The sequence below is a fragment of the Rhodoblastus sp. genome, assembly GCF_052145335.1.
Taxonomy (GTDB): domain Bacteria; phylum Pseudomonadota; class Alphaproteobacteria; order Rhizobiales; family Beijerinckiaceae; genus Rhodoblastus.
The window spans coordinates 1-12,871 of record NZ_JBKQOU010000302.1 but is presented as its reverse complement, the minus strand read 5'-3'; the positions used below and the strand labels follow the sequence as shown (position 1 = coordinate 12,871).

At 59.5% G+C, this 12,871-nt stretch carries 10 protein-coding genes; 3 read left to right on the top strand and 7 right to left on the bottom strand.

All coding sequences use genetic code 11. The annotated features are described in order from the left end of the window. The first annotated feature begins 66 nt into the window (after positions 1–66). The 3 genes from ACLP2E_RS18435 to ACLP2E_RS18425 all read left to right on the top strand — a co-directional run bounded on the left by ACLP2E_RS18435 (position 67) and on the right by ACLP2E_RS18425 (position 3,963). The gene (locus tag ACLP2E_RS18435; protein ID WP_442464462.1) at positions 67–1,251 is read left to right on the top strand and encodes an IS701 family transposase; all 1,185 of its coding nucleotides are present in this window, start codon (positions 67–69) and stop codon (positions 1,249–1,251) included. Between the two features lie 657 nt (positions 1,252–1,908). Beyond that, the gene (locus ACLP2E_RS18430; RefSeq protein ID WP_442464461.1) at positions 1,909–3,792 is read left to right on the top strand and encodes a potassium transporter Kup; all 1,884 of its coding nucleotides are present in this window, start codon (positions 1,909–1,911) and stop codon (positions 3,790–3,792) included. A 30-nt stretch (positions 3,793–3,822) separates the two neighbouring features. After that, positions 3,823–3,963, top strand: coding sequence for a hypothetical protein (locus ACLP2E_RS18425; protein ID WP_442464460.1), 141 nt, complete (start codon positions 3,823–3,825; stop codon positions 3,961–3,963). A 308-nt stretch (positions 3,964–4,271) separates the two neighbouring features. Here ACLP2E_RS18425 and ACLP2E_RS18420 read toward each other — a convergent pair whose 3' ends face one another. The 7 genes from ACLP2E_RS18420 to ACLP2E_RS18390 form a co-directional block, all read right to left on the bottom strand. Then, positions 4,272–5,288, bottom strand: a complete 1,017-nt coding sequence (locus ACLP2E_RS18420) for a CBS domain-containing protein (RefSeq protein ID WP_442462878.1) — start codon at positions 5,286–5,288, stop codon at positions 4,272–4,274. 287 nt (positions 5,289–5,575) lie between these two features. After that, positions 5,576–6,037 carry a YaiI/YqxD family protein gene (locus ACLP2E_RS18415; protein ID WP_442462879.1) on the bottom strand — a complete coding sequence of 154 codons (462 nt, stop codon included), beginning with the start codon at positions 6,035–6,037 and terminating at the stop codon, positions 5,576–5,578. Continuing rightward, positions 6,025–6,999: a nickel/cobalt transporter gene (locus ACLP2E_RS18410; protein WP_442466761.1), complete on the bottom strand. Its 975-nt coding sequence runs from the start codon at positions 6,997–6,999 to the stop codon at positions 6,025–6,027. The genes ACLP2E_RS18415 and ACLP2E_RS18410 overlap by 13 nt, the downstream gene beginning before the upstream one ends. Then, on the bottom strand, positions 6,996–7,643 hold the full coding sequence (locus ACLP2E_RS18405) for a DUF1007 family protein (protein ID WP_442462881.1): 648 nt from the start codon (positions 7,641–7,643) through the stop codon (positions 6,996–6,998). The genes ACLP2E_RS18410 and ACLP2E_RS18405 overlap by 4 nt, the downstream gene beginning before the upstream one ends. A gap of 96 nt (positions 7,644–7,739) precedes the next feature. Beyond that, positions 7,740–10,379 (bottom strand): rhamnosyltransferase WsaF family glycosyltransferase, encoded by a 2,640-nt coding sequence (locus ACLP2E_RS18400; protein ID WP_442466760.1) that lies wholly within the window; start codon positions 10,377–10,379, stop codon positions 7,740–7,742. A 139-nt stretch (positions 10,380–10,518) separates the two neighbouring features. After that, complete coding sequence (locus ACLP2E_RS18395) at positions 10,519–11,982, bottom strand: glycosyltransferase family 2 protein (RefSeq protein ID WP_442466759.1); 1,464 nt, start codon at positions 11,980–11,982, stop codon at positions 10,519–10,521. Between the two features lie 14 nt (positions 11,983–11,996). Then, positions 11,997–12,617, bottom strand: coding sequence for a hypothetical protein (locus tag ACLP2E_RS18390; protein WP_442466758.1), 621 nt, complete (start codon positions 12,615–12,617; stop codon positions 11,997–11,999). Between the last annotated feature and the right edge of the window lie 254 nt (positions 12,618–12,871).

The following is a 12,871-nucleotide window of genomic DNA, read 5'->3' as shown; positions in this document are numbered from 1 at the left end:
TAGTACTACAGTTGCGTATTTAGCGCATCTGTGATTCTCTGCGATTTGATGATCGGGGAGGATCGGATGTCTGTGGCGGAATGGTCAGGATCGCTGCTGGCGTGGGCGGAGGAGCTGGCGGCGTTGAAGGCGCGCCTTGGTCCGGCGTTCGGTCGGCGGGAGCTGCGGGAGACAGGGGCGGCGTTCGTTGACGGCCTCCTGTCTGGCGTCGAGCGCAAGACGGGCTGGCTGATGGCTGAACAGTCGGGCGCGGAGCGGCCTTATCGCATCCAATCTCTGCTTGGGCGCAGCCGCTGGGACGCGGATCGATTACGCGACGAAGTTCGCGCCTACGCCCTTGAAGCGCTTGAGGATGCGGATGCCGTTCTGGTGGTGGACGAGACGGGCTTTGTGAAAAAGGGCGAGCATTCGGTTGGCGTGGCGCGCCAATATTCCGGAGCGGCTGGGCGCATCGAGAACAGCCAAATCGGCGTGTTCCTGGCATATGCGAGCCGCTATGGCCAGGCGCTGATCGATCGGCGTCTGTATCTGCCGGAGAAATGGGCGGCGGACGCGCGACGGCGGGCTGCCGCCAGCGTTCCCGAAACGATTGATTTCGCCACCAAGCCAGCGATGGCGCGCGAAATGATCGCGGCCAATCTCGACGCCGGCGTCACATGCGCTTACGTGCTCGGCGACGCCGTCTACGGCGCCGACAGCGGCTTGCGGCATATGCTGGAAAAGCGCGAGCAGCCCTACGTTCTTGCGGTGCGCTCCAATCATTTTCTGCGCGTCGGCGGCGGCTCGCTTCAAGGAACGACCCCTGAGGATCTCGCCGACGCCCTGGAGCAAGACGCTTTCGCTTGCCACGCCGCCGGCGAAGGCGCCAAAGGTCCGCGCCTTTACGATTGGGCGCGCGTGCGGCTGCATTGGCGGAAAGATGCGCGCTTTGCGCATTGGCTCCTGATCCGGCGCAGCCGCGGCAAGACGCCCGAACGCGCCTATTATCTCGTTTATGCACCGGCGACCGCGACGCTCGCCGAATTGGCCGGCGTCGCCGGATTGCGCTGGACCATCGAGGAGTGTTTCGAGCGGGCCAAGAGCGATCTTGGCCTCGACCATTGCGAAGCGCGCTCGTGGCGCGGTTGGCATCGCCACATGAGCCTGTGCATGGCCGCGCTGGCCTTTCTCGCCAAACTTTCGGCCGAACTGCGCCGCAGGGCTTGGGGCAAACCGAACGAAAGGAGTCCAAGCCCGACAATCGCCGCTTGACTCGAATGCGCGCCCTCGTTCCCAGCGTGCCGGAAATCAGATACCTGCTCGCCCGGCTGCTGCTTCGAGCGCCTCAAGCCAGCTTGTTTGTCATGGCTTGGTCAAGCTGGCGACGAAAACATCAATGGATGGCGACTGCCGCGCATTACAACCAACGCCAAAATACGCAACTGTAGTATTAGTCTCGGCGGCGATCTCGGAGACGTCGGGATTCGGCTCAAACGCGTCCTTCAAGCTTTTCTCGCAATGGCCGGTGCAACGTCGTCAGCAGACTTTCCCGGCTTCGGTCGAACGCTTATTCGTGACCCTTTGGCGACAGCCGCCACCAACCGGCGCGTGTCTGGCGTGATCCCAAAGGCGGACATTCGATGAAACGATCATTCTCTTGGTTTCGTCCCAACCACGATGCAAGTTCAACTGGGCGGTTCGTAAGCCTCGCTTTGATCTCCGGGCTGCGCTTGGTGTTCCAGTCGCCGGCGGGATCCGGGTGTAACCCTGAAGTGGTGCGCCATTAGGGTATACAGCGTCGAATTGGCGTAAGCGTTTCATAAAGACCTCTCAGCCGAAAAGTGAATGTCAAACCGAGCCCGAACTGCTAGCTTCGAGGCTGCGTCGCTGCGCTCATTTTCGTGCCGGCTGCTGAATTCGGGAGGCTTCATGACTGCCGAAGCTGCGAAGGACGGACCCGATGTCCACCCCGAAGGAATTGGCGCGCTAGCGCTTGGCGCACTCGGCGTCGTTTACGGCGATATCGGCACCAGCCCGCTCTACACGATCAAGACCGCGGTCGCATGGACCGGACGCGCCTTCACGCCCGAAGAAGCGTTGGGCATGCTGTCGCTGATCGTCTGGACGCTGGTGATCATCACGTCGATCAAATATGTCGCGGTGATCATGCGCGCTGACAATGACGGCGAGGGCGGCATTCTGGCGCTGATGTCCCTGCTCGGCGTCAAGCATGGCCGCCGCCCTTACATCATCACCATGGGCATGCTCGGCGCGGCTTTACTGTTCGGCGACGGCGCTATCACCCCGGCGATTTCCGTGCTCAGCGCGCTCGAAGGCCTGAAAGGCGCCGCCCCGCCCGTCGCGCCCTATGTCGTGCCGCTGTCGATCCTAGTCCTCATCGGCTTATTCTGCCTGCAACCGCAAGGCACCGGACGAATTTCCAAACTTTTCGGCCCGATCATGGCGACGTGGTTCGTCGTGATCGCCGTGCTCGGGATTTCGTCGGTCGTCCAGCATCCGCAGGTGCTGGCCGCCCTTAACCCCCTCGTCGGGCTTCATTACCTGTTCGGGCACGGATTGGCCGGATTTCTGGTGCTCGGCGCGGTCTTCCTTTGCGCCACCGGCGCCGAGGCGCTCTATGCGGACATGGGCCATTTCGGCGCCCAGCCGATACGCCTGGCATGGTACGGCTTGGTCTTCCCGGCCCTGCTCCTGTGTTACGCCGGCCAGACAGGGCTGCTCCTCGACGCGCCGTCCGACAAGGATTTCGATCCGTTTTACGCGCTTTGCCCGGGCGCCTTGCAACTGCCGCTCATCGGACTGGCGACGACGGCGACCGTCATCGCCAGCCAGTCGATCATCACCGGCGCCTATTCGATGACTCGTCAGGCGATTCAACTCGGCCTTCTGCCGCGCGTGCGCATTTCGCAAACCTCCGCGCAGAGCTACGGGCAGATCTATGTCGGATTGGTCAATTGGTCCCTGATGGCGCTTACCCTTGCGCTCACCGCGACCTTTCAATCCTCGGACAATCTTGCGGCGGCTTTCGGCGTGGCGGTCTCGCTCACAATGCTGCTGACCAGCTGCCTGATGTTTGTCGCCATGCGCGAAGTCTGGCGTTGGAGCCTTGCCCTGAGCGTCGCCGTCGCCGGCCTGTTCATCGTGGTCGACAGCTCCTTCGTCGCCGCCAATTTCGTCAAATTCTTCGAGGGCGGCTGGATTCCGATCCTCGTCGCAAGCTTCATCTATTTCCTGATGACGAGTTGGTACGAAGGCTACGCCGCGCTGCGCGCGGCGCTGGAGCGGGACACCATGCCGCTTTCGGATTTCATCCGGAGATTCCATGAGAAGGCGCGCGTGTCCGGCACGGCGGTCTATCTCACGAGCCGTACGGATGTCGTTCCCGTCGCCCTGTTTCATAACCTGAAACACAACAAGGTGGTCCACGACCGCATCGTGCTGCTCAATGTGGTGACCGAACAGGTTCCCAGAATCGAGCCGGAAGATCGGGTGCGCAGCGCCGACCTCCCCGACGACTTTCATTCCTTATGCGTTCGCTACGGATTCACGGAGCAGCCGGACATCCCCTTCGCGCTGAGCGAAGAAAAGGGCGAATGCCCTCTGCATTTCAATATGATGGACACAACGTTCTTCGTAGGCCGGCTGAGCGTCACGCCGCGCGGCCATTCGCGATGGTGGCGCATCAAGATGCAGGTCTTTAAATTCCTGCATCGCAACGCGCTGCCCGTATGGGAATTTTTCCGCATCCCTGTCGGCCGGGTGGTCGAACTTGGCGGACAGATCGAATTGTGACGAACGCCTGGCCGAACCTCGCGGAAAGTGTTGACCTCGCTCGACCTGACCCTGGCCTGGGTCGTCTGGGATAAGCTGCCTAATCTGCAATTCGATACCGGCGTCTTTGTCGGCCTGACTCCCGCGACACCCAAAATCCAGGCTTTTTTGGGCGTTTCGCAGCGGTTCTGATTTGCTGTGCGCTATTTGATTGACAGGCCTTCCAGACAACATCAGTCCGTCGCCGTTTGGCTGAGTGGCCGCTTCGAGTCGCTGACGAGACGGTCGCGGCCGCCCGCGTATAGTCTCATCCGAGTCGATCTCTGAAATTCGGCTGAACAACCACAGATTTCCGCTGTTGGCGCATCCTTCCCTTTCAGCCATCGACCGGTGTTTTCTCGGGACCGGCCCTTCGCGCTATGCCTGCAATCCGCCGTTTTGAGCCGTTGCGGGAGCCAAGTATCAGATTTCGAGCCGATGGATCGGACCCAGCGAACGGACTACCGTCCCCAGGCCAGCGACAACTCGGCGTCGCCCGGGAAACCATCGGGGAAACTGACGATCCGCGCCGTCAGGGCGAAGCCAAGCGGACGCAATTCCTTGTCCCAGCGCAGGAAGAAATCCGCCGCCTTGCCGCGCAGGCTCGCCGGCCAGTCGGGATCGGGGAGGTTGATCGCCCGACCGCCGTCATTACACAGGGCGCAAGGGAAAACCAGAGCCGGCGCGCTGGTTTCGCCGCGCGCGGCGGCTTCGCGCGCCTTTGTCAGAAGATGCGCGAATTCCTGGTCGGTGAACCGGGTTTTCAGCAGCAACTTTACCTGCTCGTCGCGCTTTTCCTTGCCCATGCGCAAAACATCGTCGCGCATCTGGTTCTTGTTGCGCTCGAATTGCAGCACCAGATTTTTCAGCGCCGCCGCCGTGATCGACTCCGGCGTCGCAGCGGCGGGCGCGACTGCCTGCGTTGGTTTTGGCTTGGCGCCTATCGCTGCCTCGACCGCCGCTTCGAAAAACTCCGGCGTCACCGGCTTGGCCGGCGGATGCGCTTCCGGAGCGAACAGGCGCAACAGATCGGCGCGGCTGACGACGCCGACCACGAACCCATCGCGCAAGACCACCAGCCTCTTGATGCGATGTTCGTTCATCAACGCGGCGGCTTCTTCGATCCCCACCGCCTCGTCGACGCAAATCGCCGGCGCGGCCATGATCTGGCGCACGCTATCGACTTCGCGTTCCAGCGCGTCGAGATAGTCCTTGGCCATTTCCTGGCCGCCCGAGAGAATATGCACCCAGGAATCGCGCTGTTCCTGGCGCGTCACCACGTCGGCAAACCGGAAATCGCTTTCGCTGACGACGCCGACAGGCCGCCCCTTGGCGTCGACCACTGGCAGGCCGCTGACATGGAGGCGCAGCATGATCTCCGCCGCCGTCCTCGCGGAATCGTCGGGGCCAACGGTGACGACCGGTGAAGTCATGCATTCGCTGACGCGCTTTTCGATGGTGTTCGGAATATCCAGCATGACGCCTCGCAATGGTTCGGGCCTGTATTTAGGCCTGAAGTTTGACATTATCGCGCCAGTCATGACCGAAACACGAAAAAGCGGCTGTCGAAACAGCCGCCGCGCTTAAATGTCGCAGTCGAAAAAGCCCGGATCACTGCTTCTCGAAAGGAGCGCTGAGGATCAGGTCGACTTCGTCGCCGATCAGCGGCTGGGCGGCGGACAACAGCGGCGCGCGAAGGATGCGAGTCATCTGGACCTCGTCCAGGGATGGCAGGGACAGGCTTTCAATCTGGCTCGGCTTTCATCTATGTTCTGGATCGGCGGCGCGCCTGCTGGATGGATCGCTCCAGGGCGGACAGGAAGGCGGAGCGGTCGCGGGGCGAAAACCCCTTGGGGCCGCCGGTAGTTTCGCCGCTCGAGCGCAAATCTTCCATCAGGTTGCGCATCGCCAGCGCCATGCCGATCGAAGCCTCGTCGAACAGCTTGCCATTGGGCGCCAGCACGAAGGCGCCCGCCTTGACGCAGCGGGCGGCCAACGGAATGTCGGCGGTGACGACGATCGACAGCGGATTGGCGCGCTCGGCGATCCAATCGTCGGCGACGTCCGGCCCCTGGGGAACCAGCACGCGTTCGATTTTTTCGTGGCGCGGGGCGTGCAGCAGGCGATTGGCGACCAGAAAGATCTTCAGGTCGTGCCTCGCCGCGACCTTGTAGCACTCGTCCTTGACCGGACAGGCGTCGGCGTCGATCAGGATTACAGGCTCCATGGATGGCCCGATACGTAGAGGCCAGCCAGCAGCGACAGGCCGAGGAACAGCACGACGGCCGCCGCCGCGAGTTCGAACAGGCGGGCGAAAATTTCGCCGCGTCGCGTTTGCGCGCCCAGGATTCTGGTCATCGCGCCCTTGGCGAGGACGGCGCTCGCCGCGAGCGCGCCCGTGGTCAGCGCCGTGCCCGCCGCCATGGCGAAGGCGGCCCAGACGCCGGTCGAAAACGCCCCTTGCGCCAGGGCGAAGACCAGCACCAGCAGCGCCCCGGAACAGGGCCGCGAACCCGCCGCGATCACCGTGACGGCGCCTTGGCGCCAGGAAAAATTGTCGCCGAGCGAGGACGGATCCGGCGCAACGCAATGGGCGCAGGCTAGATCATGGCTCGGATCCTCGCATTGGAAGCGCGAGGAGGCGGCAAGCCGCGGCGCTCGCAGCGCGGCGATCAATTCCGCGCCCTTGCGCCAGACCAGCCAGGCCCCGAGCGCGGCGATGCAGCCATAGGCGGCGACCTCGACCCAATGGGTCGCGGCCGCCATTTTCTGCGCTGTCGCCCCGAGCAGCGCCGCCGCGATTCCGACGATGGCTATGGCGACCAGCGCCTGCAACAAAGCCGCCAGCCCGGAAAGAACCAGGCCGCGCCGCAAGGCTCTCGCATTGGCCAGCATGTAGCTGGTGATCACCGCCTTGCCGTGTCCCGGCCCGGCGGCGTGAAACACGCCGTAGGCGAAGGAGACCGCCGCCAGCCAGAGCGCAGCCGAAGGATTGCCGTGGACACCCTCCATCGCCTGCCGCAAGGCCTGGTAAAAATGCGCCTGCTGCTGCAACAGCCACAGGCCGACACGCCCGACATGGCCGACCGCGCCCTCGTCGACGCCGAGCGAAAACGGATTTCTGGCGAATTGCGCGAAAGCCGGGCCGGTCGCGAGAACCAGCGCGGCGAGACCACCGAGGCGTTTCATGGACAGGCCACGATGGTGCGCGTCGCCATTTTGATGCCGAAATCGGCGCCGATCGGCAGGCCGCTGAAGAAACTTTCGCTGAGCTTGGCGGAATCGCCACTGGTCAGGGGATCGGGCCGCAGCGTCGTCATCGAACATCCGGCGGGCGCGCCTTTCAAACTGACGGGATTGACCTTTTCCAGCTCTATATCGACGAAATAGGTCGGATCATAGACCAGGAAAGTGAAAGGCTTCTTGGCGGAAACCGGCTCTTTCAGCGGCAAAGTGAAGCTCAAAGTCACGATTTTCTTGTCGTCCGCCTCCAGCTCGTAATCCTTCGGCTCGCCGAATTCGTATGTTTTGGGGCCGGTCTTGGCGAGGGTGAAATACTGGAATTCCGCCAGCGATTCGACATTGGTCTTGGCCAGCGGCGCCAGTTCTTCCTTCGTCGGAGGCTTGCCGTCCTTGCCGAGCCCCTGGGTGGCGAAGGCGGAATACATTTCGTCGAACGTCCAGGTATGACGGATGGCGGCGATTTTTCCGTCGGGCGCGAACAGGATCTGCGCGCGAGCGGCGATCCAGACATGGGGATGGGCGCTGGCGCGCAAGGGGCACAGGCCGAGCGTAGCCAGACCCGCCGCAACCAAAGCCTTGAAAAACCTCAAACCAACCCCCTTGCTGTTCGCTGCGCGACACGATGGCGTCTGGTCTTACATCAAGAACGCAAGTCTGGCGAAAACGAGGCCGAGGGCGCCGGCCCATTATTTGACCAATCTCGCCAGTTGTTTTTGCATCAACGAATTTGTCGAGGCGCCGAGTGTCCTCAGTTGCCGCCCGACAGTCTGGGCAAGGCCTTGAGGCTGCCCTAAATTTTGAACTTCGGGCACGCCGCGCAAGATCGAGGCGAGCCGAGCCACATCCAATGCTTTTCCCATTTCCAGCGGCAAGGATTGCACGGGGCGCCGCGCAATGATCCTGCCGATGAAAGCCTCCCTTTCATCGACAGCTTGTTCGATCGCATTCGCCAGGGCGGCCGGCTCCAAATGTTCCAACGCGACAATGTCTGGAAGCCTGCGCTGCATCTTTTTGCCCGGATAATCGTTGGTGATCGTTTTTATGCCGGCCTCCGCCATTTCCAGCGGGGGATAGCTGGGGTGCGGCGACACCATCAAGGATATCCCGACAGACGAGGAATTGAGATATTCGGCGTATTTTTCGAGACTGACTTTTCCGTCGATCACGGCATTTTCGACCGGATGCAACAAGCTCTCGTCGAATGTCTCGCCAAGAAAGACGATCTTCCACCGACTGGCCCGGACAGGATCGCTCTGCTGCCATTGAAAGAGCGCATCGCAGATCAACTCGAAGGCGTTGCGCGAGACGCTTGGCCTGCCGTAAACTAGGATTTGCCGCTGCCTCGGCACGGGCTTGAGCAAGGCCGATATCTTGTCATTGATGCGATAAGGGATGCAAAATGAGTAGAGGAAGTTGTATTTCGCCCCCATCGTCGAAAACAGCTCTTCCGAGTTGATGACAGCGATCGTCTTGTCGGCGTGGTGGTAAGTTTCCTCGGCGCGCGAAAACTTGGCGCCCCAGCCATAAAAATAGGGTTCATCATCCTGGATGAGATAGACGAACGGCCGGTCGACGCCGAAGTAGCGCTTCCGATCCTGATCGAGGTCCGTGGCGAACCGCGCCGTCCACCAGGCCGTCGCAATAAAGAGGTCGCCTTCGCGCAGGTCGAGACGGCCGTGCTCCCGCTCCGAAGCATCGATCAGCAGCCACGGATCCTGGTCGAGCGTGGGCGTTAAAGGCGCGCAAGCGTAATCGGCAAAAGCCTCATAGCCTTCCTCTTCAATAGCGGCGTCGGTGACAATGATGCGGCGGTCGCAGCCCTCGCCCAAAGCCGCCGCAATGTCGGCAAAAAGCTTTTGCGCTGAGGCAAGACCGCCAAAACTCTGTCTTGGATTGACCGTGGGCGCGAGCAGGTTCAGCCGCGGCTTCGGATTGCGCGAGGGATAAGAAAGAATTGGCCGGGTCTCGACAATACCAAGCGCCGTCGGACGCAGGCCCGCATCGGCGCTCGTCAGGCAGGGACGGAAGACGCTGAGACGATGTTTGGCGATGTCGGCTTTTGTCTCGACGGGCAACACGGTCGAGGCAAGCGGATAAAGGCCCCGCCGACTGACTTTCAGCCATTCAAAACCTTGCGACTCGGCGATGAACAGGAGGGAGCGCTCAATCGCATGCGCCAGAGTTCCGTCTATCTGCGCGCCCTCTTGAGGAAAATCGTCGAAATCCAGGCCAGCTTCCAGCAACGGCAGGATGGCTTGAGAGCGCCCCCAGAACATCGAGCCGGAGGGGAATTCGAGAGCGAGATTTTTATTGAGAGCAACGCCCATTCGCTTCAGCAGGCGTCTCGCGAGATCGTAATCATAGCCCCAGTTCAAAACGCCGCGAAGTTCGAAGAGATGCTGCGGAAATACTATTCCAAGCTTCGGGTCATCAAAAAGCGAAAGGATCGACGCGACAATTTCGGGCGAGCCCAGCAGGTTCTCGAGCAGATAATCACGCCAGGTCTCGAGGGGAGAACCGCCGTGAGGCGACTTCTTGGTGTGAAGATGGACGAACAAATCATATTTTGCATAAATATCGCGAAAGCCGATGAACTTCGGCGCCACGTCGCGTCCCCGATTAGGAAAAACCCGGATTTCAACCGAGCCTTTTTGCCAGGCTGCGCAGAGCGCTTCGATCTCGGTCTTCTTCTGCTCCGAATCCGTCGACAGATACAGGTCGGTCGTCGCAGGGATGTTGGCGACCTTTTCCAGCATAAGCGGGAGCACTTCTGGATAAAAGCAGTGCACTACGACCGCTATCGGTTTTTTCGAAAGATAAACGGCCGCGCTCGGAGCGAAGGGCGTTTCCAGGGCGAAGTCGAGCTCATTCGTCAAGCGACGCGACGGGACCACCCCATCGGGTTTCGTCAGCCCATAAGTATAATGATATTCAAATTTATTGGGCGTATCGTAAAGGTGTAGCCGGTCTTTCGACACGTAACGCCGTTTTTCCGCACGGCCAAATTGCAGGTAGTGCTGTTTAAACTGCCAGTCATGCGTGAAGATCTGCTTGAGATCCCGATTGACCGCCCAGTAGCCCTCCGCGCTGAAATCCGCAGGAAGCTGACCAAAGCGACTCTCGAAAAAGCCAATCGCCTCCTCCGCGCAACTGAACCGACATTCTTTGATTCCGTACTTGAGATAGTGCTTTCTGAGCTTCTCGCTCGAATCCAGGATCGCAAGATCATCATAGTAGTTGCTATAAAAAAATGGATCAAATTTCTGTAACCTGCGAAGCTTATCCGAGCTTTTGGCCAGAAAAATATGCCTCAACCTTTTCAGCATCGCTCACACGTCATTTTAAGCTTCGCAATTTCGCATTCTTTATCAGTTGCGGTGTGGAAAGCAAATTTGTCGTAAGTCGAAGCATGCTGGCTGATCGCCTGCCGCCACGTCAACATGCCGATCGGGAATTGGCCCTCACCTATCCCTCCGTGTCAGGGCTTTCCGAATCGGGCGCGTGAAACCGTAAAAACTCGAAGAGTTCGGACATGGAATCGGCATTGCAGTGCAGCGCCGGTGATACCTGGCGTTGGGCGAGAATCTCCAGAGCCTTGAGGATGCGGAACCGATCCCTTTCGTATGCGAATTCCGCTTCAATGCTTCGTTGGCGTGTCAGCTTGCCACAGAGTGCGTTATATTTGATTTCAATATTTTCGACGCGGCTCAAAACGCCTTTCAGCTTCTTGAGCCGTTCGATTTCGGCTTCGATTCTTTGGGAAAGGACCAAAGGGTAAGGTTCATGAAAGCGATCTTCCGGTGGTATGTCCCAAGCGAAGAAAAGCTCGGTATCCCTGCGCCATTCCTCGCGTTCTTTACCACGAGACTGCTTTACCAGAAATTCTTCAAAGGACTTTTGCCAGTAATGATTGAGGCGACCGGCTTGCAGGTCGGGGGTGAATGCGAAAATTTCTGCAAGTCGTCCAAGTTCCTGAGAAGTCAACCTGGCAGGCTTGCTGGTAACAGCAAATTGGTTTTTGCCGATTACCGGCGAATGAACCGACATCGACAGGCAAGCCGTGGGCCGAACGACCGATTTCACCAGCGGCTGGAGCGACCGGCTGCCATGCTCGAACCGCGCGGTGACGCGGCCGCCATTGCGCGATATTTGTCCGCCGCTGCCAATCCAGCACCAGTTGAAACCTACAAAGGCCGGAAGTTGTTCGGGATAAAGCTGTTGGATGCGCTGCAAATAATTCGGCAGTTTGAAATCGTAGGCCTCATCGAGAATGAGGAATTCATCTATGTCGAAAAAGGCGACCCACTCATATTCCAACAGCTCGGGGGTCAAATGCAACGCGTGTTGATAGGCTTTGCGCTGGGGATTGGCGCGACTGCCAACGCTACTTGTCACGAGCGTCAATATATCGTTCCGCGCCAGTATCCTGAGTAAATCATCCGACCCGTCATCGTTGTCGTTCGTATAGAGAAAGATACGATCGAACCCGATGATTCGCTGATGCGCCAGCCATTCCAACAGGAATGGGCCTTCGTTTCGCGCCGTGGCGACCAACGCACACTTGTATTTGGGCTTGATGCAACGCGACGCCGCCCAATTGAAGGCCTTCATGAAATTGAATTTTTCACCTTGATTGTCGATGAAATCGTAATTTTGATCGATATGGCGCATCAAGGTCTTGCGTCCTGGCAATCTTGGCCAGACGGGCCTTGTCTTGCGCGCAATTGTCAGGATGTTGGCGAGGTAGATTTCGTCTCCCTCGGAGGAACTCTCGTAATCCAGTTCGCCGAATTCAGCGACTCCGCGGACGTGGATGGCCTGCGCCAATTTATCGGAAAATCCGCAGGCTTTGGCCGCTTCAAGAAAGCCCGGCCGCAGCGCCTTCAGATCGGCGAGCGTGGGCTTTTTTTTGAAAGGGAGAAAACCCATCGACAATTTCCAATTCAGGCGGCGGATAATTTGTCATGCGGCCATTCCCCGAGGAACTTGATCCGCCGTCCTTCATTCTTTCCCCAATTGACAAAGTGATATTGAACGGAATCGAGACGACCCGCCTGCATTTCGCTCACGATATCGGGATTTGCCAGCAAATAGGCCTGTTCATCGAAATTTTCATCGGTGGCGATTAATGTGCAGCCAAACAAGCGGTCCGCCAAATCGCCAATTCTTTGCGCCTCAGCCTGGCAGAATTGGAGTAGTTGCAGCCTCGCTGGCAATTCCGGGTCCGAGCCATGCGAATGCTCCGACAAGCCGGCGTCATATTCCAGCTTCGGAAGGCGGGACAGATGCTCGACACAGAAAAGAACATCGGCTCGTTCGTAATTATGTAATATTTCCGAAAAATAGCAGTTGAATAGTTTCTTCAAGCTCGGATCGGCGCTGAATTTCTGGTACAGGGTCGTCAATCCCAGCACGGCGCGTATGAAATGAACGCGGGAACGCAATTCGTTGCGGTCGCGCCCCAGTCCCCGCAAGGCGTCGAATTGCTCGTCCGAAATCGGAAAATCCACCGTCAATTCGCGAATGCGCACCGCCGCCGTCGCTGAGTCTGCGGGAATATCCATGGCAACCCCCTCGTCTTGCAGTTGGCGACATTCGGCAGGATCTGAAGCCCCCCTGGAAAGTCCAGGCGATTAGACAGATTGCGCAGCCTTGGCAAGACTACTGCGATTGACGGACCCGCCAACCAGTTCCTCTCGCTTATGGCGATGTCGTCTCGATCGCGGCGGCCGCCGTCGCGTCCTGCTCCATGGTGTCGAGATTTGTGGCGCGCGTTTCCTCGCTAAGTATCAGAGCGGCGAGCGTAGAGCCGCCGAGG

Excerpts from the sequence above, each read along its gene's own strand:
- ACLP2E_RS18435 (WP_442464462.1), top strand. The coding sequence starts at position 67 with ATGTCTGTGGCGGAATGGTCAGGATCGCTGCTGGCGTGGGCGGAGGAG.
- ACLP2E_RS18430 (WP_442464461.1), top strand. The coding sequence starts at position 1,909 with ATGACTGCCGAAGCTGCGAAGGACGGACCCGATGTCCACCCCGAAGGA.
- ACLP2E_RS18420 (WP_442462878.1), bottom strand. The coding sequence starts at position 5,288 with ATGCTGGATATTCCGAACACCATCGAAAAGCGCGTCAGCGAATGCATG.
- ACLP2E_RS18415 (WP_442462879.1), bottom strand. The coding sequence starts at position 6,037 with ATGGAGCCTGTAATCCTGATCGACGCCGACGCCTGTCCGGTCAAGGAC.
- ACLP2E_RS18410 (WP_442466761.1), bottom strand. The coding sequence starts at position 6,999 with ATGAAACGCCTCGGTGGTCTCGCCGCGCTGGTTCTCGCGACCGGCCCG.
- ACLP2E_RS18400 (WP_442466760.1), bottom strand. The coding sequence starts at position 10,379 with ATGCTGAAAAGGTTGAGGCATATTTTTCTGGCCAAAAGCTCGGATAAG.
- ACLP2E_RS18395 (WP_442466759.1), bottom strand. The coding sequence starts at position 11,982 with ATGGGTTTTCTCCCTTTCAAAAAAAAGCCCACGCTCGCCGATCTGAAG.
- ACLP2E_RS18390 (WP_442466758.1), bottom strand. The coding sequence starts at position 12,617 with ATGGATATTCCCGCAGACTCAGCGACGGCGGCGGTGCGCATTCGCGAA.